The organism is Methanobrevibacter oralis (assembly GCF_001639275.1).
In the GTDB taxonomy this organism is placed as follows: domain Archaea; phylum Methanobacteriota; class Methanobacteria; order Methanobacteriales; family Methanobacteriaceae; genus Methanocatella; species Methanocatella oralis.
Genome location: NZ_LWMU01000052.1, coordinates 1 through 21,171, shown reverse-complemented (window position 1 = coordinate 21,171; position 21,171 = coordinate 1). Strand labels below are relative to the sequence as shown.

The window sequence follows — 21,171 nt, the reverse complement described above, 5'->3', positions numbered from 1 at the left end:
ATAATCTATCTTTTTAATTTTTGATAATTAGCTGCTTGAAGACCATGGTATTTAATCATACCTTCTACTTCTCTTTGATCAGTATCTTTATCTTCAAAAGTAATTTGTTCAATACTATGTAAACTAAATGGAGATTTTCTTGTAAGAGGTTGGATAGAACCTTTATAAAGTTTCATTACAACTTCTCCACTTACTCTTTGTTGCATATTGTCGATAGCTTGGTCTAAGTCTCCTCTTAAAGGTTCTTGCCATAAAGCTCTATATACTAAGTCTGCATAAAGTGTAGAGATGTACTCAGCAAATCTTAATTCATCAGTTGTTAAGACTAATTCTTCTAAAGCTTGATGTGCTGCAATTAACAATTTAGCACCTGGAACTTCGTAGTTTTCCCTACTTTTAAGACCAATCATCCTATTTTCAATTGTATCTACTCTTCCAATTCCATTAGATCCAGCTATTTCATTAGCTTTTTCAATTAATTCAACTAATGGCATCATTTCACCATCAATAGCAATAGGAATGCCTTCTTCAAATTCTATACTTACTTTTTGAGGAGTATCAAGAGCATCTTCAGCAGATAATGTCCATTCGTAAATATCTTCGGGAGGTTCATTTGCAGGATCTTCTAAGTTTCCACCTTCAATAGATCTTCCCCAAATATTTTCATCAATGCTGTAAATTTTATCGTAATTCAGTTTAATACCTTTTTTCTCAGCATAATCTTGTTCTTCAGTTCTAGTGAGGTTTAGTTCTCTAATTGGAGCTATAATATCCAAATCTGACATTGCTAAAATTATAGCTTCGAATCTGAATTGATCATTTCCTTTTCCAGTACAACCATGAGCGATAGCGGTTGCTCCTTCTTTTTGAGCTATTTCAATAATTTTTTGAGCTATTAATGGTCTTGCAAGTGCAGTGCTTAATGGATATCCTTCATATTCTGCATTTGCTTTAATTCCTCTGGAGATGTATTCGTTTGCAAATTCTTCTTTTGCATCAATTGTGTAATGTTTGCCTTTTCCAATTTTAGCTGCCATTTCTTCAGCTTTTTTAATCTCTTCTTCTCCTTGACCTACATCTACACAAGCTGTAACAACATCTACATCATACTTTTCTTCTAATAATTTAACACAAACAGAGGTATCTAGTCCCCCACTGAATGCTAAGACAACTTTATCCATTTAATCACCATTAAAACTAATTTAGTAATATAAGAATTATTATATAGTAGTAATTTTATTTTTAATAGTATTTATTTATTGTTGTAAAAAAATATTCCTAGAAATTAAAATTTTGGTGAACACTCTTTAGATCATTAAAATGCTTTAATTGGCTGTTAGTTATTTTAATTTCAATGATTTCATCATTGGTTTTTTTTTAATTTGGCATTTAAATACATTTTTAAGTAGTCTTATTAAAAATTTAAAGTCTAAAAATCCTATTGAAGGTTTAAATTCATATATTAAAAGGTTGTATGATAAAACAAATAGAAATGTTATTATTTATTATTCTGGATGGTTAACCTCACCTAACAATTTACCTAATGGGATAAATGATTTAGATAAAAATGGGTTTATGGCGATGGTAAATGGTTTAGATTTTGAAAAAGGTTTGGATCTCATATTACATGCTCTGGAGGTAGTGTTGCGCCTACTGAATCTATAATTTGCTATTTACATACTTATTAATAATCAAATGAGAGTCAAGTTATCTGACAATTTTGAACAGTGCCAAAAATTAAAATAACTTCTAATTAAAACATGAAATTTTAATTAATTCAAAAAAAAAACAACGAAAATTAATATAAATTGGGTTGATATTATTAATAAAAAAAGTTGACAGAAGAGAACTCTTAATTGAGGGTTATTATTGAGGTTTAAAGTTATATGGGCTTGAAAATTAAAACCCTCAATTAAGAGTTAGAGAGTCAAAAGTACTTATTCTTTTTTTCTCTTATTTGTATTATTGTTTTTACTAGTATATAAAGTTTAGGTTTACCTAAATTTTTAATAATAAATTTTCATTTTCTACAAATTGAATAAATCTAGAATAAGTTGGATTTACTTTTAAGGTGTTTTTATTTCCAATTATTATAAGTTTTCTTTTTGCTCTTGTTATTGCAACATTTAATCTTCTTAAATCATTTAAAAATCCAATATTGCCCTTATCATTACTTCTTACGCTGGAAATTATTATGATTTCTTTTTCTCTTCCTTGAAATCCATCAACAGTTTTAACTTCAATTTCTGTTTTTTCTTGGATTAGTTTAACTTGATCTGAATAAGGACTTATTATTCCAATATCTTTAACTTTAACACCTAAATCAAGATAATTATGAGCTATTTTTAAAGCAATACTTGCTTCTGCTTTATTAATTATTGATTTAGAATCTTTTAAATGTTTTTCTTTATTATTGTCCATATCTGATGTATCAATAAACGTTAAAGGTTTTTCTTCCTCACAATCAATAAGATTATTAAGTGCTATGTCGTCAACAATTTCTGCACTTTTTAAATTACTATTGTAAAATTCTTCATTTGGAAATTTCATAAGTAATTTATTCATTCTATATTGTGTATTTAATAACTGTGATTTAAATGGGTATTTTTTAATTAATTCTTCAAATAATGTATTTTTAAGGTCATTTGCCCTATTACTAATTATTGTTGGAGGTAATTGTTTGTGATCTCCTGCTAATATGAATCTATGGGCTTTAGAAATAGGAATTAAAATACTTGGTATTGTGGCTTGAGAAGCTTCATCAATTATTGCAACATCAAATTTTGTTCTAGATATCGAATCGAGAGCTGCTGATGAGTTTGTAGATAAAATCACATCACTTTTATCGATGATTTCATTAATCATCTTATTTTCAATTCTTTTGATTTCGCTGTGAGCTTCATCAATTCGTTGTGAGTATTCAATCCATTTAGCCATTGATTTCATTTTTTCAATACTTATTCCTCTTCCTCCTTTATTCTTAGAAGCATTATACAAAATATCATAATCTCCATAACCTCGTCTGTATTGGGGAGTTGGTTTAGTGTAACTACTTCTTTTATCAATTATTTTATCAATTTTTCTATAGATATCATTAATTCTTTTATTTAACTTGTGATTTTCAGCTTTATAAGCTAATGTATAGCTAATATTTGTTTTTGAAACTCTTTGAGGATGACCTAATCGGGTAATGTTTAATTTTTTATTTTCACTAAGTCTTTCTAAAATATTATCAACAGCAGTATTACTTTCAGCTGTGGCTAAAACCTTATGATTTTTCCTAGTTTCTTGTGATATTAGCTCAACTAATGTTCTGGTTTTACCAGTTCCAAATGGGCCATGTATTAAAAAAAAGTTCTCACAAGATAAGCTATTTTCAATAGCACTTTTTTGAGATTCATTTAAAAAATTATCAATATATAAAATATGGGGGGCGGGTTTATTTTTTTTAGGATTTCTATTGTTTAAAATGTATTCAAGAGCATTTTTACCTTTAATTGATAAATGACATAAATTATCTTCCATTCTTCTAAATGTAATGTCGTTTGCATATAAATCGAGTCTTACTTTCTTTTTTAAGGACCATTTAGGAACTTTTTTATCAAAAGCTACTTTAATAAATCTATTTCCTTTTTCTGTTACAGTGCCAGTTAAATTGCTTTTCAGTGGATCTTGGGTACTTATTAGAACCATATCTCCAACAGAAATTTCAGTATCTATTATTTCGTTTCTACCGTATTGTACAATTTCTAATCCTAATTCACGACCTAAGTATTTTCCGTTTAATTTATTTATTGCTCGACCTAGTTTTTCTCTTTTTATTCCACTCATATTTTTAATTTCAGAAATCATTAACTCTATTTCAGCTTCCCTTTCGTAGTCTATGAGTTTGAGCATTTTTTTAATATATTTTTTCATATCATCCCTATTTTAATATTATATTAATTTTAAATAAAAGTTTTAATGTATAATAATGTATGGAATTTCAAAAATTAAATCAATTCAATAATTTAGAAATGGGTTATATCTCACGAATTTCTGGTGGATATATCTCAAAAAATAGACACATTTTTGAAAAAATTAAATTAAATCCATTAAACAAATTTATTTTAGAAAAATGTATTTATGGTACACCTATTTTTAAATTAGGCAATAAGGGAAATAGGATTTTAGTTTCATCTGGTGTTCATGGTAATGAATTGTCTTCTCAAATAGCTAATTTAAATTTATTAAATGAATTTGTTGAAAAAGAATTATCGCATACTGTTTATTTTATTCCATTCGTTGCTCCAAAAGCTTCAATGCTTAATGAAAGAACATTTAACGAACGTGATTTAAACCGATCAGCCCATATTAAAAATTCTCTGAGTAGTTTGATTATTCAAGTTATTGATGATTTAAAAATTAATTTTGTTGGGGATTTTCACACTACAGCTTATAATAGTAATCCTGGCTGTGAAGTTATTTTCTCGTCTAAAAACCCTTCTCCTGAAAGCTTTTTAATAGCTAATTATATTTCAAATGATGTTGGTTCGGAAGTTATTGCATATGATGTTGCTGGTTCTATTTATAAAGGGGCTATTGAAGATGTTTCTAATTTAAAAGGTATTCCAGCCATTACAGGCGAAGTTGTATCTCCATTTGCATCAGTAGGTAAGGGTAGTGTTGAGAGATCATATGCTCAAATGAAGAGTTTTTTATCTTACTTTGGGATTTGATTACTTTTTTATTAATACTTTTCAAATGCTCTTACATGAATTATTAATAGTATATTTTATACTATTTTATTTAGAAATTTGTAATAAGTTTGATTAGTGCAATTTTCTAAAACAAGGAGAGTTTAACATTGTCTTCGTATAAAGGGCATTCGATATTTGCATTAATTTTGTCTATAATGTTTTTTCATAATCCTCTTTTGATTGCTCTTACTTTAATAGGAGCTAATGTACCAGATTTTGATCATAAATTTAAAAAAGACAATGTTTATAAAATAATTATTTTAGGATTAGTTATTTTTATTTCATTATATATTCTAAAATTACCTTATTATATTGGTTTAATCCTTGTTTTTTTAGGAGTTATATTTTATTTTTCAGAACATCGAAGTTTTACTCATTCAATTTTTGGAATTTTAGTTTTAATGGCTTCTATATCCTTAATTTTAATTCTTGCTTATGAATTATTTGTAAATATTACTCTTATTTATGAAAGATATTTTGTAATGACTATTTTAACTGCTCTTTTAAGTTTTTTGTTTTTAAATAATAAAGTTCTATTAATATTTCTGCCTTTATTTTTCATTAGCTCCTATATATTTCCAATTAGTTCTTTTAAGTATTATGAATTAGCTATTGCATTATTTTTAGGCTTATTTTCCCATATTATTCTAGATTCATTTACCCCAGCTGGAATTAAGATTTTTGCTCCTATTTCTTCAAAAAAAGTTCATAAAAAATTTGCAATTATTTTTCTCTTAATATTAATTATAATAGCTATTTTATTTAATTTTACCTTTTTATTTAACTTATTTGACACGTACCTTATTTAAAATAGCTTTTTACAATTAAAAAAAAGTCCAGAGTTTTTAATATACAATGTAAATTTAGAAACAAGGTATAATATTGGTAGTTCTATTAAAGGTCCAATTACTAGTGCCATAGCTATTAATTCTCTTCCTGGAAATGAATTTATTGCAATAGCTAGTGCTAGTGGGGAATTACGGGCAAGTGTTGTCATAGTTAAGCTTGCATATTCACTATATGTGAAATTAATCTTTTGAGATACAAATAAATCAATTAGTAGAGTTATAGTAAAGAAAAGAATTAATGGAATAAATATTACAATAATTGTATTTACGTTTTCAAATAATAGTTCTCCCTTACTTGCAAATATACAAAAAACAGCTAAAGATAAGAATAATATTTGAAAATTTGAAAATGAATTAATCATTCTTTCTTTTATATTGCCTTCAAGTAAAAATTTTGTAATTTGAGCAGCTACAAATGGAATTACAATTACTATTAAAAGTGAATATGCAAGTTCTGCATATTGTATGTTATTGCTGCTTGAGAAGAATATTACAAGATATATTGGTAATAATATAATTTGTAAAATTAGGTTAATCGGTAAAATCGATAAGCTTAGATTAACATCTCCTTTAGCTAATTTTGTAAATACTAAGTACCAATCAGTACATGGTGTTAAAATTAGCATAAAAAATCCTATTATGATGTCAATATTTCCTTTTAAGAATAATGTTGCTAAGAAGTATCCAAATAACGGTGTCCATATAAAATTGATTATTAAGCTTGTAGATGTAAATTTAACATTTTTAAAACTATTTTTTAGTTCTATTAATGGAATTTCAAGAAAAACTCCATAAAGCATTAAACATAAAAATATATTTATTAGATAATCTGTATTATTTGATATAACTTTGAAATTACTAAATATTAATCCAATGATTATGGCTAAGAATATTATTAAAGGTTCTATTTTTTCTATTAATTCCATAACGACACCTTTTTTTAGGTATAGCTAAATATATTATATTGGTTTTATTAATACTTTTTTAGTTTTTAATAAAAAGCATACATTTATAATAAATAATCATGATAAATAATATTATTAATATCTGGTCAATTTTTTGACTTTTTAATTATTCAATGAAATGGAGCTTATTTAATGTTTTTAACAAGAGTAGCTTATGGAATTATATATTTCTTAGATCTTATTTATGAAATAATTAAAGCAACTATTAGTGTTGTTTTTAATGCAGTTATGAAAAGAAATATTGACCCTATTGTTGTTGATATTGAAACAGTTTTAGAGAGACCTGTTTCTCAGACAATATTGGCTAATAGTATTTCTTTAACTCCTGGCACTTTGTCTGTTGATTTAGACAGTAAAAATAAAATTATTAAAGTAGCAGCTATTTCTCCAAGAAATAAAGAAGATATTATTCCTTTTGAACCATATATAAAGAAGATGTTAGAATGAATTTCGTTTTAAAAGAAAATTCTTCTTTAGTTTAAAATAATCGAGTGGGATAGTAATGGACATATTATTAATTTCAAAATATCTTTTGGTTATTGCACTAATGATGATGATGTTGGCTGCATTAAGGGCAAGTGCATATAAATCTACATCTATGGGACTTTTAGGGAGTTCTGTTGTTGTTGTAGCATTTGCTGTAGCATTACTTGTTGTTGGTGATTTGTACAATATTACATTTTGTAGGGATATCTCATTGGCTTTAGTACTCTTTGGTTTCGTAGGAACAGTTGCCTTTGCAATAGTTGGGGGAGATAAGTGATGTTAATTGAATACATACAGTCAATTCTTTTAATTATCTCATCAATTTTAATTATAATATCAGCAATTGGAGTTTTAAGTTTAGATAAAGATACAAAAAATGTTGTATATGCAAGAATTCATATTTTTGGTGTTTTTGATATTGCATGTGTATTGGCCATGATTGGACTTGGCCAATATCTTCTTGCGATAATTTACTTTATAATTGCACCATTTACAGCTCACGCAATAGCTAATTCATATTATAAAAGTGAAGATGTAAAAAATAATTTAGAATTATTGAATAGTGACATTGTAGAAGAAGATAATCCTTTCATTCATAGTAAAAGTAAAATTCAAGCTTTGGAAAGTGAAGTTAATATTAGTGAAAAAGTTAAAGTGGATGATCGTTTTTCAGTTTCTACATTTGAAATAAATGAGGAGGAATAAGATGTTAGAGTTTGTATTAATTATAATTACAGTTTTAAGTGCAATTCTTGCTCTTATTCAGAAAGATTTACTTAAGGCAGCTATATTAACAGGGTTTTCAGGTGGTGCTTTAGCATTGCTTTTCCAAATATTACTAGCACCAGATGTAGCTTTAACTCAAGCAATTGTAGGTGCAGCCATTGTCCCTGTGTTTATAGCACTTGCTGTTAAAAAAACTCAAAGGGAGGATAAATGATGGCTCAAATTCAGCTTACAATATTATTCGCATCTGCTGCACTTGTTATTGTTGGTGTTTATGCAGCAATTTTTGTTGATAATATTATAAAGAAGATTATTGGTATTAATTTCATTGAAGAAGGAGCTAATTTATTCATTGTAACTATTGGTTATAAACCTGGAGGTGTTGTTCCAATTTTAATGCCAAACATGGATACTTCATGGTTTGCTACAAATGCAGCATATCCATTGCCCTTTGGTTTAGTACTTACTAGTATTGTAATTGGCGCAAGTACATTAGCTGTTATGCTTGCTTTAGTGATGGTTCTTTATAAAAGATATGGTACACTTAGCACACGTGTGATGTTAGCAGATACTGCAAAACAGGAGGAATTCGATGAATGAGTTAATCCCATTAATGGTCATTGTCCCTATGATGTGTGCTTTAATTATTAGTCTTTTTTCAAAATTCAATAAGACAATCAAATATTTAGCATTTGTTGTAGCAATTGCACTTCCAATTATTCCATTGATTTCTAATTATGGCCTACATTTCTTTGGAGGTTATGAGCCATTGTTTGATACTTTAACAAATACAGTATATCATCCAGCTATTACGTATTCATTTGATTTTATTCAGCAATTGTTTATAGCAGCTGTTGGTCTTTTAACATTTTTAGTTGTATTTATTTATTTAACTAAATACAAACAAGCTTCAGGACCTTATTTGTTCCTTTTGTTCATGGGTACAGCATCAGTTACTGCAATATTACTCACTGATGATATTTTTCACATGTTCGTGTTCTTTGAAATATTAGCTTTAACACAAGTAGGTATAGTTGCAGCTTCATCAATTGAGTATAGTTATGAAATGGCTTTAAAATATATGCTTTTAGGTTGCATTGGAAGTTCAATAATGCTTTTAGGAATTGGATTCTTATTAGCAATAACTGGTAATGTTAATATTACTGATATAGTATCACTAGTTGATGGTGGTTTAGTTGATGCTACATCTCCAGTATTCTTATTATCCTTAGCTTTAATATTTTTCGGATGGTTATATGCTTCTGGTTTACCTCCATTTCACACTATAAAATCTGGCATTTACAGTAAAGCAGAACCTCATGGAGCAGCATTACTCCAATCATTTACAGTTGTTTCAATGATTTCAATAGGATTAATATTATTTAGAATTTATCATTCACTTCCAATATTTGAAGTGCTTGTATTGTTTTTTTCCATCTTCGCAATGATTTTAGGGGTTTCACTTGCTTTAACACAAACTGACTTTAGAAGGATGATAGGATTTTTAGCTGTTGGTGAATTAGGATTTATTGGGCTTGGATTTGGGCTTGGAACTCAGTTATCTATCACTGCAGGTCTTTTCCAAGCTTTAAATGAATTAATTTTCACAGCATTATTATTCATAGGATTTGGAGCTATTGTTCATGCAACAAATGAGATTGACACTCGTAAGATTGGAGGTTTATTTGCATTTCATCCGAAAATTGGAATAATGTTGTTAATTGGAGGTTTAGCTATGGCTGGTGTACCTCCATTAAGTGGTTTCCAGTCAAAATTAATGATTGTTCAAGCGATACTAAATGCAGGTTATCCAGAACTTGCTATTTTGGCGATTATGGTAAGTATTGCAACATTCGTTGTATTTGTAAAAACATTTTATGCAATGTTTTTAAGACCAAGGCCAAATAGTTTAAAAATTGTAGATAAGGAAGTTCCAAAAGCCATGGTATTTGCAATGGGAATTTTATTAATATTAGTTATTGTATTTGGTTTATATCCTTATATTATTACAGTTGGTATTACTAAATATGTAGGAGGAATATTATGAAACTTTATGATCAAATTTTTGATGTTGTAAAACAATTTAGGAAATTGTTTTCTCCAGGTCAAGTGACAAATGTGGATGTTTCTGGAAGCATTACTTCTGAAATATTTATAATTGTTTCATTATTATTGTCTGCATTGCTGTTAAGACATATTAGTATATTACTTGCAGGACTTGTTTCTCTAATTCTAGCTATTGTGTTAATTACTAATATTCCTCTTATTTCAAAGTTTAAAATAGAACAAGATGATTCATTGGAGAAAATGTTGTTTTATGCAGTAGTTGTTCTTGGAGTTATTGTATTGTTTGTATATTGGGGTGGTAATTTTGTCTAGTAGTAGAACTGTTAAAAATTTAATTGCTACATTAATGGCAACATTGTTTTCTATTACTTTACTTGATGCAATGTATCATTTAAACGGACACATTATTCCTGGGGTAAGTAATATTTACAATGCATTAGGGACTAAAATAGCTCCAAATTTAGTAACTGTTGTTATTTTTGATTTCAGAGCTTATGATACATTAGGTGAATCAATTATATTATTAACTGCAGGATTAGTTGTCTTATTAATATTTGGTAGAGGTTTGTTGGGGGATAAACGATGAGTCAAGGTAGTGTGATTCTTAAAATTATTGCTTTACCAATTTCGATCTTACTGATTTGTTTAGGCATAATGACAATTCTTGGAGGACATATCACTCCAGGTGGAGGTTTTCAAGGGGGGTCAATGATTGCTAGTGGTGTTATATTGTCTTTACTTGTTTATGGGATAAATAGATCTCCTTTAGAATTTTCACATCTATATATTGATGTATTAGAATCAATAGGAGCATTAGGTTTCATTACTTTAGGTTTAGTTGGTTTATTTGCAGGTGGATTCTTTTTATATAATACTGGAACAGATTTAGCTAATATTATTCCAGCATTTATACAAAATATTTTCCATTATCCAGATACAACTAATGCAGGTATTATTCCTTATTTAAATGTGTTTGTTGGTTTAAAAGTGTTTGTAGGATTATCTGCAATTGTAATAGCTTTTAATGGATTTAAAAAATTAGGAGAAGGAGACTGAGGTGAATTAATGTTAGTTATAGGACCAATAATATTTGGATTAATTTTAGGGCTAGTAATTGGATCTCAAATAAAACTCAATGTAAATGATTCAAAATTCACTTTAGCATCATTTTTAATAATTTTGATTGCGGGAATTATTATGGCATGGCAATTAGGACAATTTCCATTTTATGATGATGTACCAATAGCTACTGGATTTTTAGCTGCATTAATAGGGTTGTTTACAGGCAAATTACTGTTTGCAAGGAGTAAATAAGGGGTTTTTATAATGTTTTTATCAGCTAATACATGTGAAGGGAAAGGAGATTGTATTAAACAATGCCCGACAAAAGCTATTAGGTTAATAAATGGAAAAGCTTTTAGTTGTCTTACTTGTGGGATATGTTATAAAAACTGTCCTAATGATGCAATATTTAAAAATAAGTATGGTGGTTATGTAGTAGATAGAGCAAAGTGTAATGGTTGTGGAATATGCATGTACAACTGTCCTACAAACAATATTCATATTGATGATGGTGTTGTTTATGGTATTTGCTCACGTTGTGGTGTTTGCAGAGAAGCATGTCCAATTAATTCAAGAATCGATGGATTTGAACTTACAAAAGAAAAGCAATTAAATTTCATTGATTCATTAAAAATATTAATGCCTCCAATTGAGGACATTCCTCATAAGAGCAATAAAATAACTGAGGTAAGTAGAGGTTTTTTTACAACAGACTTTGATAATTGTATATTTTGTGGAAGATGCCAAAAATATTGTCCAACAACTGCAATTAATGTTGTTTTAGACAGGGATGAGGGAATTTGTAGTGGATGTAGGATTTGTGCTGATGTTTGTCCAAATGGATCAATGAATAAAAACCAATTAGTTAATACAGACACCTGTACACTTTGTCTTAATTGTCTTAAAGCATGTCCACACAATGCGATTTCTGTTGATGATTTTAAAATTACGGTTAATAGACTTAATCATAAACCAAATGGTAGTATTGTCTCATGTTTAAATTGTGGATTATGTGCGGATGCATGTGAAAATGACTCCCTTAGAAATATTGATAATAAATTAAGATACAATCCAACTTTTGATGTTGAAAATAGGACTCATGAAGTAGCTATTAAATCATGCCCAGTTTCTATACTTAAAGAAGATGGTGAAATGTTTGTTTTTGATGAATTAACAGAAGAAGAACTTCCAACATTATCTTCATTTTGTGTATCTTGTGGTAAATGTGTACAGGTGTGTGACGAGAAAAATGCTAGAAAATACATGACTGCGGTCTGGGATGGAAGAGTTTCAGATGAATGTATATCTTGTGGAATATGTTCAGAAGTGTGTCCAAAAGATGCAATTACACTTCAAAGAGAAAATATTATAGTGGATTTAGAAAAATGTGTATTATGTGAAAACTGTGCCATATATTGTCCAGTAGATGCAATTCCAAAAAATACAATGTTTAAACGTGAAATAGCTAGTGGATTTAATTTCATTGACCAGGAATTATGTATGCATTGTGGTCTATGTTATGACATTTGTTCATATGAAGCAATTGATAAAATTGATGGTAATTTTATTGTTAATGATGATAAATGTATATTTTGTGGGGCATGTAAAAATGCATGTCCTGCAAATGCATTTTTATTTGAAAGAAAATTTAAAGATTCAATAGGAGGTATTTAAATGATAAATATGCTTAAAATAGCTTTAGAAGGAGCATTTACTAACTTCAAGAGAATCTTTTTTGCTGCAGATAGAGTTACTGACATGGAATTAAGAGAACAAATTTCAACCCTTTCTGTTGAAAATGAACCTCGTGTTGATGAATCTGCATGTATTGGATGTGCTGGTTGTGCTAATGTTTGTCCAACCGATGCAATTGAAATGAAAAAATTAGCTCATCCAGTTAAAATAACTGAAAATTGGATTAAAACCGAAGTACCTGAAATGGATCTTTTAAAATGTGTAGTATGTTATTATTGTCATGATTTCTGTCCATTATATTCTTTATATGGAGTTAAGGGTGCTGTTCATCCAAATAATGTTGGAAATCAAATTGTAGATGTTTCAAAATACATTAACCAACCAGTTAAAATATCTGAAGATAAACTCAAAGTCATTTCAAAATATCTTTCAGATAAAACTATATTAAAAAATAGGCAGGATGGTGATTAGATGGGAATTAAATCATTTTCAAGAGCAAGAGCAATACATGTCATGTTAGTTTATACTGGGGGATGTAATGGTTGCGATATTGAAATTGTTAATACAATATTATCACCTAAATTCGATGCTGAGCAATATAAAGTATTTTTAACTTGGAATCCTCGTGAAGCAGATGTTCTGGTTGTTACTGGACCGGTTACACATTTAAATAGAAAACCATTAGAGAAAATTTATGAAGCTATTCCTGAACCGAAATTGGTAGTAGCTGCTGGAAGCTGTGCTTTAATAGGTGGAGTTTATAAAAATATTCATGGAGATATTCCTTCTGAAGAAATTGAAGGACCAGTTGATAAAATTATTCCAGTTACTGCAAAAATTCCTGGTTGTGCTGTAAGACCTCAAGATGTTTTAGCTGGGGTTGTATCACTTTTACCTACATTATTAGATGCGGATTGAGGGGGAAAGATAATGGATGAGAAAGTACCAAAAAGTAATATTATAGAAACTGAAATTCCAATGGGTACAGTTCACCCTGCTGCATTGGAACCGTATAGGGTTAGAATTTTTGTTGAAGATGAAATAGTTCAAGAAGCAGAAATTACAATTGGCGTTAATCATAGGGGTATTGAGAGAATCATGGAGGGTCTTCCGATTGAAAAAGCTAATGCTCTTACAGAAAAAATTTGTGGAATTTGTTCTAATTCACATATATGGAATTCCTGTAGAACTGCAGAAATTGGATTGGGTATTGAAATTCCTGATAGAGCTAATTATATTCGTGTTATTATGGGAGAACTTGAAAGATTGCATTCACATTTTCTTTATTTAGCTCATGGATGTGAAGTACTTGCTCATGAAACATTTTCAATGAGAGTATTTTATTTAAGGGAAATTGTAATGGAATTATTGGCTATGATTGGAGGTAACAGAGTACAGTATGGATGTTCTGTTTTAGGAGGAGTAAGACCAAGGTGTGAACTTGATTCTAATAGGATTGAAAGACTTAAAAATGATATGGATAAATTAGAAGAGGGATTATCCAATTTCACCAGTAGGTTTACATCTGATTCAATAATCATGTCAAGGATTACTGGAATTGGAGTTTTACCACAAAAACAAGCAATTAAATTAGCAGTTACAGGACCTACTTTAAGAGCTACTGGTGTTGCAAGAGATTTAAGAACAAGCATGTTTGAATATGATAATTTTGACTTTAACATAATTACCCAAAATGATGGAGATGTTAAATCAAATCTTTTAATGAGAGTTCTTGAATCATTTGAATCAATTAATCTTATTCGTCAAGCAATAGATAATTTACCTGAAGGAAAGCTAGTTAATAGAAATTGGGAAATGTTTGACACTGATATAATAGAAAGTTATATTGAGGTTCCAAGAGGAACTTTATATCATTCTTATGCACTTGAAAGTGGTAGATTGAGGCATGGAATAATTAGAACTCCATCCATGGCTAATATTGGAGCTATGCAATATGCTTGTATTGGAGATCAAATTACTGATGCACAATTATGTATTGTACAATGTGACCCTTGTTTTACATGTACAGATAGGGCAATTGAGATAATAAGGAGGTAAAAAAATGTTTGAATCAACTATTATATATTCACTTGTTGCAGTAATACTTACTGTAATGCTTTGTTTTATAATTTCTACATTATTACCTGGAATTGAAAGAAAATATATTCATGCTAGAGTTCAGCAGAGAATTGGTCCGCCAGTAACTTCTTTAGGGGTCATGGCTCCAATTAAATTCATGTTTAAAGAAAATATTGAGCCTTCAACAGATGTGCCTGGATTATACAAGGCATTGCCAATAATCTGCTTTTTAGTAGTTTTATCCGTGTTTATAATTTTAACACCATACTCTTATGTGATTCCTGCATTTGCTAGTTTAATAGCTATTGTAGGGCTTCTTAAAGTAGAAGAAATATGTTATGTTTTAATGGGTGCGTTATCTAAATCAATAATGTCTATTAGAATGCCATTTCCAGATTTAGTAAAGGGTGCAGCTCATATTAATCTTACAAGATCTTCCATTGAAGATATTAGTTCTAGAAGATCTTTAAGAATGATTACATATGGATCATTTCCATTGTACTTAGCTTTATTTGCTCCAGTAACACAGGCTAAAAGTATTTTTATTGCAGACATTGTTAGATATCAACATATTAATGGACCATTTTTATTTACTGTAGCTGGTATGATAGCAGCTGTTGTATTTTTCATTGGATACATGATTATATTAAATGAATACCCTTTTTCAATCATTAAAGCAAAATGTGATGTTATTGAAGGGCCATATATGGAATATGCTTCAAAATATAGGGCAGTTGTAGTATTAACAAGAGGATTTTTCATGTTTACTCTTGGAGCATTGTTTTCAGTATTATTTATTGGAGTACCACCAAATATTTTCTCATTTGATATAATTATAAATATTATTGTGACCTTAATATTTGTATTTATGATGGGAATTTTCTCAGCATTTACTCCAGTATTTACGAACAGACAGTTATTGCCTACTATCTTAGGTTCAACTTTACTTGGAATATTGGCTATTGTATTAGGATTATTATAAGGTGATTATTTTGAAATTTGTTATGAGGCCATATCACATATTAAGTCTTGGGGGTTATATTGTTGAATGGGACTTCCCTTATAGGAATCTTATTATTGTAAATAAAATATCTGAACCCATAAAAATTGAAATTCCGGTTTTTCATGAAGAATGGATAGAAGAACATAGGGATTTAGGTCTTGATGTAATTCCTGTTAAAAAAGATGATAATTATTTAAGCATGTGGAAAAAAGCACATGCCGAACTAGATAAAATCAGGCCAAAAAATGAAAGATTATAGTATTACTATTAAAACAGATGAGAAAAAAGGAGTTTTGGATGATATAACAGATATTATAACATCACATGGCGTTAATATTAGTTATGTTCATCTTTTTGTTGAAAAAAATAAGACAGGTTCTATTAATTTAGAACTAGAAAATGTTAAAAATATTGATGAGTTAGTATTGGATATTGAAAAGATAGACGAAGTTAAATCTGTTGAATTACATGCTTCTCAATTAGATATCTATGGAAAAAGAATAATCATAGTTGGTGGTGGAGCACAAGTTTCTCAAGTAGCTATGGGGGCTATTGCAGAAGCTGATAGGCATAATATTCGTGGTGAACGCATTAGTATTGATACAATTCCATTAGTTGGTGAAAAAGAACTGGCTGAAGCTATTGAATCAATTTCCAGACTTCCTCGTGTTGGTGCATTAGTTCTAGCAGGTTCACTAATGGGAGGAGAAATTACAAAAACGGTTAAAAAAATAAAAGAAGAAAGTAATTTAATGGTTATTTGTTTAAATATGCCTGGGAGTGTTACAAAATACGCAGATTTAATAATTACGGATCCACTTCAAGCTGGTGTTTTAGCTGTAATGGCGATAGCAGATACTGCTGTTTTTGATATAAGTAAGTTAGGGGATAATATTCGTTATTAATCAATCCTTTAAACAAATTGTTTTATATTCGCAATTTCCACATTTTTTCTCGCTTGTCTTAACTTTAGGATACTTTTTATTATTGATTATTTCCTTAACTTCATTTATTACTTCAAACAATCCTTTTCTTAAATTAACATCCATTATTACAGGTCTTTTCTCATCAAGAGCAGTATAGTGAACAAATCCAACAAAAACTTCCGTATCAAATTCTTCTTCTATTAGAATAGCATTAGCGACTAATTCAATTGCATCAGCATTCCAAACCCCTTTAAGTGGGGGGATTGTACTTTTGGTGCTAATTGGATAATATTTTCCATCAATTATCTCAATTTTATCACACATTCCGATTAATTCTATTCTAGAATCTTTTAAAAGATAAGAATACATGCAGTTTGGAAAGAACATATCAACAATGGCATTGGCATCTCTGTCAAGTAAAATCATGGCTTGTTTAACTTTTAAAGCAGTTATTTTAATATTAAAACTAGTTGTTTTATAGATTTCATCGATTTTATCTTCACTTAAATTTAGATTTAGGGATTTTGTGGTGTTTTCAATGTATGAATTGATGTTTTCGGATAAAATATTTTCAATCATGCTGATTGGCATTTCTTTTTTGATTTTTCTCATATTTTTATGTATTAAGTCCTGAAGGTCTATTTTAAGATTTTTAATTTCAATAGCTATTTGGAAATCTTCTTTTTCTTCACTATCTACATGTGTTTGTATGTATAATTTCATTGGACAATACATATTTAATTTTATTGAAGATATATTTATCATTTTATAACCTCTTAAGTTCTTAAATATTAGTTTTAATTTGATAATATAAATAATTAGAAGTTATAAATGCTTTAAATTCTTTTTAAACCTGTAAAAATCTTATATATTCTTCAATATTGATGTAAAAATAAAAAAATTATCGTGGTTAAACTGGACTTTTTTTAAGTTTTATATATTCATCAATTGATTCACGGGTAGTACCAACAACGATTCTGTAATGTTTGTGCCCATTTTTTGAAATGACTTTTTCAACTTTTCCCTTAGCTATTGCATGCTCGCTGTCAATTACTTCACCAGCGTAAGTGTGTGTAAAAGAAACTACTTCACTAATTGGGACTTCAACTCCGTCTAATACTTCAACATTTTCAACTTTATATAATGATGGATTATCAAAGGCTCCAAGTGCACTTTTAATATCGCACTCTATTTTACTCACTCCAAGAGGTTCATAAACAGGATCTCCCCATTGCCCTTCAATTTCATCATAATTTTTAGTAGCTAAAATATCAAATAAGGTTCCGTCTATTGTTCCCCTATTTGCTTTTCTATTTTCATACCATTTAAACTCATCTTTGGTTAAACTAGAATCATTTATTCTTTTATTATATACAAAATCCCAATAATCATCAGTAATTCCATCTAATTTCACGCTTTTATTAACTTCTTCGATATAAACTTCTTGGCCTTTGAATTCTTTAAATGTAGATATTGCTCTTCTGTGATTTTCAAGACCAAAAACTACAAAATCTAAATCAGAAGCGCATGTTTTTTGAAGTCCAGGCAAAATTGATCCAGAAATACCAAGATTTTCATATGCAATATCTGCTTTATAATGAAAAAAGTCAGCAACATCCATTAATTTAGCTATTAATTTTGGGTTTTTAACTTCTTCACCAGATTCAATTGTCTTTTTAAGACCTAAAAGTCTATTTTCAGGTTTAATAATTCTTTCTACTTTATCTAGTGGAACTCCCATCATTTCAACATTAGTAACATCACTAAAATATAAATAATCAGGATAATTTCTTCTTAAATAATCATATGCTTCTGTGGAATCGACTTTTCTATATTTAACTCCATCTTTTTCACGGTCTCCTTTTGAATCAGGAATATATCTTAAAAAGGATATGTATCTATCATTTGGATGGATATAATTGGTTGAAGCAAAATATAATCCATCTGTTGTATAAATAAAATCTCTTGTCCTTACTTTTTCCATTTTAGAATCTCCATTAGATATTGTTATTATTAATTAATTGTTGGATGTATAATAAATAATTTAATTATAAACTAGTTTTGGCATTTTAAAAACTTTGCAATGTCGTCAACCTAACTAATTTTTTATATTTTTTTTATCTCTCGTGTTGGTCTGTAGTTCATGTTGAATTTTCGTGCTTTTTGATGAGTTCTGGGTGTTGTTGGTTTTTTCGTGATTTGGTTTGGTGATTTTATGTAGAATTCTATTAATTTTTTCGTGTAAGTTCTTATTATTGAAGATATGAGGTTTAAAATCCTTATAGGTAAGTATTTTTTTACTTTTCTTATTAAGTGGGCTTGGTCGACTTGGTATTTGTTTTTAACTCCTTTTTTCTTTTTATTTTGTTTATTGGTAGGTTGAAGTAATTTTTGTAGTGTCGGAAGATGTTATACGGCACTGTCCAAAATTGTCATGATGCCCTGATTGTTATTCGATTGTTAATAAGTTATCTTATTATTTCTATTTTAATACTTTACAATTAATTATATTAAAAATAAACTTATTTTAGATTCTTAAATTGATTAAAACCTATTGCATTGATTAAATTAAATTAATTGTGTTATTTTAATGCATTGTTTCCTTTTTTAAATCTAACCTATTAATTAGATTTGGATATATTAATAATTTGATAAAAAATATTAAATTAGAGCATTAATCATTTTTTATAGATTGTATAGGAGAATATAAATAGTGTAAATGGCATATTATTATGTATGAATTCCTTAAAACCCTTTACAAGCATATAATATAGTTGACTTTCCAAATAGACCTTTGTATTTTTTTTGATCGTGATCAATTGAATGTTTGTAATTATAATCAGTCCCAGATGATTTAGATTTTTTCCATGAATTATTATGATGATTATTATACAGAAATTGTTTATTATGAGTATGAAAGACCTAGTATTTTAATGAATAGTAATGGTTCTATAGTAGCTAAACCAAATAAATGGGAAAATATATGTAAACAATATATATTGTTCAAATTGTGGAAAAACACATTAAACGAGCTTAGAGAATTTTATAAAAGAGATTTTCAAATCATGCCCTGATTGATATGTGAAAAATCAACAGAATATGAATCAATTGCATATTTGTCTTATCAAAAAAAGGCAGAACTTATAAAACTCGAAAATGGAATAAAATTAAATCTTCAAACAGTATATTATCATGAATCATCATATTCTAATTCATTAATCACACAAAAAGAAAATAAAATCAAGCTCAGTGGCATATATCATTACGATGAGAGATATTTACACGAAAATGGTGAAAAAATAGTTAGGTTAGTCAATAATAGATGGTGTAAATAACTTAATCATACGATCAAGTAATATATCAATAAGATTTTAACAAGATTTTATCGAAATCTTTTTAAAATATTCTATTTAGAAGTACTGCCGAAGAAAATACTAATAACTGATGGATATCCAGCATACCTCCCCTCCCCTAACAGAACGAATATGCATCAACCATCAACTATGCATATTCCATATAATCAAAAACCACAACACACATCTTATGAAATAAATAAAATATAAAGAAGAATTAGAACATTAAAATCAAATATAGAAAAAAATGAAGAAAAAAATAAATGAACTAAAAAAATATAGCAAAGGAAAAATAGGCAATGTATCTAATAAATAAAAAACAAGAAAAAACAAACAAAAGAATATCCAATATTTACAATACTGAAACAGAAAAAGCATCCACAAGAAGATTCAACACAATATACACTCAATTAAACTAATTTGATGATAATACACGAAAATTCTTAAAAAATTTAAATAAAAAAATTCGATAAAACAATAAACTATTTCAAAAATCCACAAATACCAAAAACGAACGATAAAATAGAAAGATACTCCAAAATAACACTACCACAATATATGAGAAGAATTTATAGAACAAAAAAGGGATTAACAAGATGGATAAAACTACAAAAAATCCGATGGATAGAAAGAAATGTTTTAAAAAATACATCAAAAAACTGAAGTTACATCATGACAATTTTCGACAGTATCATTATAAATATATTAATAATCAAATGACAATCATGTCATCATGACAATTTTGGACAATACAATTTTAATAACTCTAATTAAGAATAATAAATTATTAACTAGTAATATAATAAACCAATGAAAATAATAAATAATTATTGAAAATTGATCTGAATTTAATTATTAAATTAAAAATAAGAAGCTAATTTCGCATGAAAAAATAATAAATCATGAAAATGAAGACAATTTAAAAAATAGTATAAAAACAGGACAAAAAATGAACATTAATTAAAACTCAATAATTTCTGCCAACACTCTAAAAGATAAAAAAAGAAGACTTAGAACAAAAAATAAAAAAATATATCGAATTATTTTTATGAATTATTTAACCAACAAACTTTCGACAAAGCAATTAGTTATATTGGGACTGTCCAATAATTAGTATTTTTAATCCTAAATTATGAAAATCGATGTGTAATTATAAGGCCATATACAGTTGAAATTACACATCGATTGCTATTTTTAATCGGATTTGGCTAAATTTTCAACT

General features: G+C 28.3%; 27 protein-coding genes. 22 read left to right on the top strand and 5 right to left on the bottom strand.

Translation table 11 applies throughout. The annotated features are described in order from the left end of the window. Nucleotides 1-5: 5 nt before the first annotated feature. A complete protein-coding gene (locus MBORA_RS03610) occupies nucleotides 6-1,181 on the bottom strand; it encodes an argininosuccinate synthase (protein WP_042691865.1) in 1,176 nt (391 codons plus the stop codon). Nucleotides 1,182-1,329: 148 nt separating this feature from the next. Here MBORA_RS03610 and MBORA_RS03605 point away from each other — a divergent pair, with 148 nt between their 5' ends. Next, nucleotides 1,330-1,665 carry a hypothetical protein gene (locus MBORA_RS03605; protein ID WP_063720236.1) on the top strand — a complete coding sequence of 112 codons (336 nt, stop codon included), beginning with the start codon at nucleotides 1,330-1,332 and terminating at the stop codon, nucleotides 1,663-1,665. A 333-nt stretch (nucleotides 1,666-1,998) separates the two neighbouring features. On the opposite strand, the gene MBORA_RS03600 is transcribed toward MBORA_RS03605, so the two are convergent. After that, nucleotides 1,999-3,918, bottom strand: coding sequence for an IGHMBP2 family helicase (locus tag MBORA_RS03600; RefSeq protein ID WP_063720235.1), 1,920 nt, complete (start codon nucleotides 3,916-3,918; stop codon nucleotides 1,999-2,001). A gap of 59 nt (nucleotides 3,919-3,977) precedes the next feature. Between MBORA_RS03600 and MBORA_RS03595 the strand changes: the two genes are divergently transcribed. Beyond that, on the top strand, nucleotides 3,978-4,718 hold the full coding sequence (locus tag MBORA_RS03595) for a M14 family metallopeptidase (RefSeq protein WP_042691860.1): 741 nt from the start codon (nucleotides 3,978-3,980) through the stop codon (nucleotides 4,716-4,718). 128 nt (nucleotides 4,719-4,846) lie between these two features. Next, nucleotides 4,847-5,548, top strand: a complete 702-nt coding sequence (locus MBORA_RS03590) for a metal-dependent hydrolase (RefSeq protein ID WP_063720234.1) — start codon at nucleotides 4,847-4,849, stop codon at nucleotides 5,546-5,548. Here MBORA_RS03590 and MBORA_RS03585 read toward each other — a convergent pair. After that, nucleotides 5,545-6,513: an arsenic resistance protein gene (locus MBORA_RS03585; RefSeq protein ID WP_063720233.1), complete on the bottom strand. Its 969-nt coding sequence runs from the start codon at nucleotides 6,511-6,513 to the stop codon at nucleotides 5,545-5,547. The two genes, MBORA_RS03590 and MBORA_RS03585, sit on opposite strands and share 4 nt — an antisense overlap. Nucleotides 6,514-6,684: 171 nt before the next feature. Between MBORA_RS03585 and MBORA_RS03580 the strand changes: the two genes are divergently transcribed. The 17 genes from MBORA_RS03580 to MBORA_RS03500 are packed head-to-tail and all read left to right on the top strand — an operon-like array spanning nucleotide 6,685 to nucleotide 16,575. Further along, nucleotides 6,685-6,999: a Na+/H+ antiporter subunit E gene (locus MBORA_RS03580; protein WP_042691855.1), complete on the top strand. Its 315-nt coding sequence runs from the start codon at nucleotides 6,685-6,687 to the stop codon at nucleotides 6,997-6,999. Nucleotides 7,000-7,054: 55 nt separating this feature from the next. Further along, a complete protein-coding gene (locus MBORA_RS03575) occupies nucleotides 7,055-7,315 on the top strand; it encodes a monovalent cation/H+ antiporter complex subunit F (RefSeq protein WP_042691853.1) in 261 nt (86 codons plus the stop codon). Next, on the top strand, nucleotides 7,315-7,743 hold the full coding sequence (locus MBORA_RS03570; protein WP_042691850.1) for a cation:proton antiporter: 429 nt from the start codon (nucleotides 7,315-7,317) through the stop codon (nucleotides 7,741-7,743). Before MBORA_RS03575 ends, MBORA_RS03570 begins: the two co-directional genes overlap by 1 nt. A 1-nt stretch (nucleotide 7,744) precedes the next feature. Further along, nucleotides 7,745-7,978 carry a DUF4040 domain-containing protein gene (locus tag MBORA_RS03565; RefSeq protein ID WP_042691847.1) on the top strand — a complete coding sequence of 78 codons (234 nt, stop codon included), beginning with the start codon at nucleotides 7,745-7,747 and terminating at the stop codon, nucleotides 7,976-7,978. Then, nucleotides 7,978-8,364, top strand: a complete 387-nt coding sequence (locus tag MBORA_RS03560; protein WP_081738325.1) for a cation:proton antiporter subunit C — start codon at nucleotides 7,978-7,980, stop codon at nucleotides 8,362-8,364. The genes MBORA_RS03565 and MBORA_RS03560 overlap by 1 nt, the downstream gene beginning before the upstream one ends. Continuing rightward, nucleotides 8,357-9,811 carry an energy conserving hydrogenase EhbF gene (ehbF, locus tag MBORA_RS03555; RefSeq protein ID WP_042691842.1) on the top strand — a complete coding sequence of 485 codons (1,455 nt, stop codon included), beginning with the start codon at nucleotides 8,357-8,359 and terminating at the stop codon, nucleotides 9,809-9,811. The genes MBORA_RS03560 and ehbF overlap by 8 nt, the downstream gene beginning before the upstream one ends. Further along, nucleotides 9,808-10,143, top strand: coding sequence for a hypothetical protein (locus MBORA_RS03550; protein ID WP_042691838.1), 336 nt, complete (start codon nucleotides 9,808-9,810; stop codon nucleotides 10,141-10,143). The genes ehbF and MBORA_RS03550 overlap by 4 nt, the downstream gene beginning before the upstream one ends. Nucleotides 10,144-10,177: 34 nt before the next feature. Continuing rightward, on the top strand, nucleotides 10,178-10,417 hold the full coding sequence (gene mbhE, locus MBORA_RS03545) for a hydrogen gas-evolving membrane-bound hydrogenase subunit E (RefSeq protein WP_042692159.1): 240 nt from the start codon (nucleotides 10,178-10,180) through the stop codon (nucleotides 10,415-10,417). Then, on the top strand, nucleotides 10,414-10,887 hold the full coding sequence (locus MBORA_RS03540; RefSeq protein ID WP_042691835.1) for an MnhB domain-containing protein: 474 nt from the start codon (nucleotides 10,414-10,416) through the stop codon (nucleotides 10,885-10,887). The genes mbhE and MBORA_RS03540 overlap by 4 nt, the downstream gene beginning before the upstream one ends. Before the next feature lie 9 nt (nucleotides 10,888-10,896). Beyond that, nucleotides 10,897-11,145: a hypothetical protein gene (locus tag MBORA_RS03535; RefSeq protein WP_042691834.1), complete on the top strand. Its 249-nt coding sequence runs from the start codon at nucleotides 10,897-10,899 to the stop codon at nucleotides 11,143-11,145. Between the two features lie 12 nt (nucleotides 11,146-11,157). Next, nucleotides 11,158-12,567, top strand: a complete 1,410-nt coding sequence (locus MBORA_RS03530; RefSeq protein ID WP_042691830.1) for a 4Fe-4S binding protein — start codon at nucleotides 11,158-11,160, stop codon at nucleotides 12,565-12,567. Then, on the top strand, nucleotides 12,568-13,059 hold the full coding sequence (locus MBORA_RS03525; RefSeq protein WP_042691827.1) for a 4Fe-4S binding protein: 492 nt from the start codon (nucleotides 12,568-12,570) through the stop codon (nucleotides 13,057-13,059). After that, the gene (locus MBORA_RS03520) at nucleotides 13,060-13,506 is read left to right on the top strand and encodes an NADH-quinone oxidoreductase subunit B family protein (RefSeq protein WP_042691825.1); all 447 of its coding nucleotides are present in this window, start codon (nucleotides 13,060-13,062) and stop codon (nucleotides 13,504-13,506) included. It abuts the gene before it with no gap. A gap of 12 nt (nucleotides 13,507-13,518) precedes the next feature. Continuing rightward, nucleotides 13,519-14,646: a hydrogenase large subunit gene (locus tag MBORA_RS03515; protein WP_042691823.1), complete on the top strand. Its 1,128-nt coding sequence runs from the start codon at nucleotides 13,519-13,521 to the stop codon at nucleotides 14,644-14,646. A gap of 4 nt (nucleotides 14,647-14,650) precedes the next feature. After that, nucleotides 14,651-15,649 carry a respiratory chain complex I subunit 1 family protein gene (locus MBORA_RS03510; RefSeq protein ID WP_042691820.1) on the top strand — a complete coding sequence of 333 codons (999 nt, stop codon included), beginning with the start codon at nucleotides 14,651-14,653 and terminating at the stop codon, nucleotides 15,647-15,649. A gap of 10 nt (nucleotides 15,650-15,659) precedes the next feature. Further along, nucleotides 15,660-15,929: an energy-converting hydrogenase B subunit P gene (locus tag MBORA_RS03505; protein ID WP_042691816.1), complete on the top strand. Its 270-nt coding sequence runs from the start codon at nucleotides 15,660-15,662 to the stop codon at nucleotides 15,927-15,929. Beyond that, nucleotides 15,916-16,575, top strand: coding sequence for a DUF5612 domain-containing protein (locus tag MBORA_RS03500; RefSeq protein ID WP_063720232.1), 660 nt, complete (start codon nucleotides 15,916-15,918; stop codon nucleotides 16,573-16,575). Before MBORA_RS03505 ends, MBORA_RS03500 begins: the two co-directional genes overlap by 14 nt. On the opposite strand, the gene cas4 is transcribed toward MBORA_RS03500, so the two are convergent. Together cas4 and MBORA_RS03490 are read right to left on the bottom strand one after the other, a co-directional pair. Continuing rightward, nucleotides 16,576-17,361, bottom strand: coding sequence for a CRISPR-associated protein Cas4 (gene cas4 / locus MBORA_RS03495; protein WP_042691815.1), 786 nt, complete (start codon nucleotides 17,359-17,361; stop codon nucleotides 16,576-16,578). A gap of 145 nt (nucleotides 17,362-17,506) precedes the next feature. Next, a complete protein-coding gene (locus MBORA_RS03490; protein WP_042691813.1) occupies nucleotides 17,507-18,580 on the bottom strand; it encodes a DNA polymerase subunit beta in 1,074 nt (357 codons plus the stop codon). 883 nt (nucleotides 18,581-19,463) lie between these two features. Here MBORA_RS03490 and MBORA_RS03485 point away from each other — a divergent pair. Next, nucleotides 19,464-19,670 carry a hypothetical protein gene (locus tag MBORA_RS03485; RefSeq protein WP_042691810.1) on the top strand — a complete coding sequence of 69 codons (207 nt, stop codon included), beginning with the start codon at nucleotides 19,464-19,466 and terminating at the stop codon, nucleotides 19,668-19,670. Next, nucleotides 19,671-19,931, top strand: coding sequence for a hypothetical protein (locus MBORA_RS03480; protein ID WP_042691806.1), 261 nt, complete (start codon nucleotides 19,671-19,673; stop codon nucleotides 19,929-19,931). Nucleotides 19,932-21,171 lie beyond the last annotated feature (1,240 nt).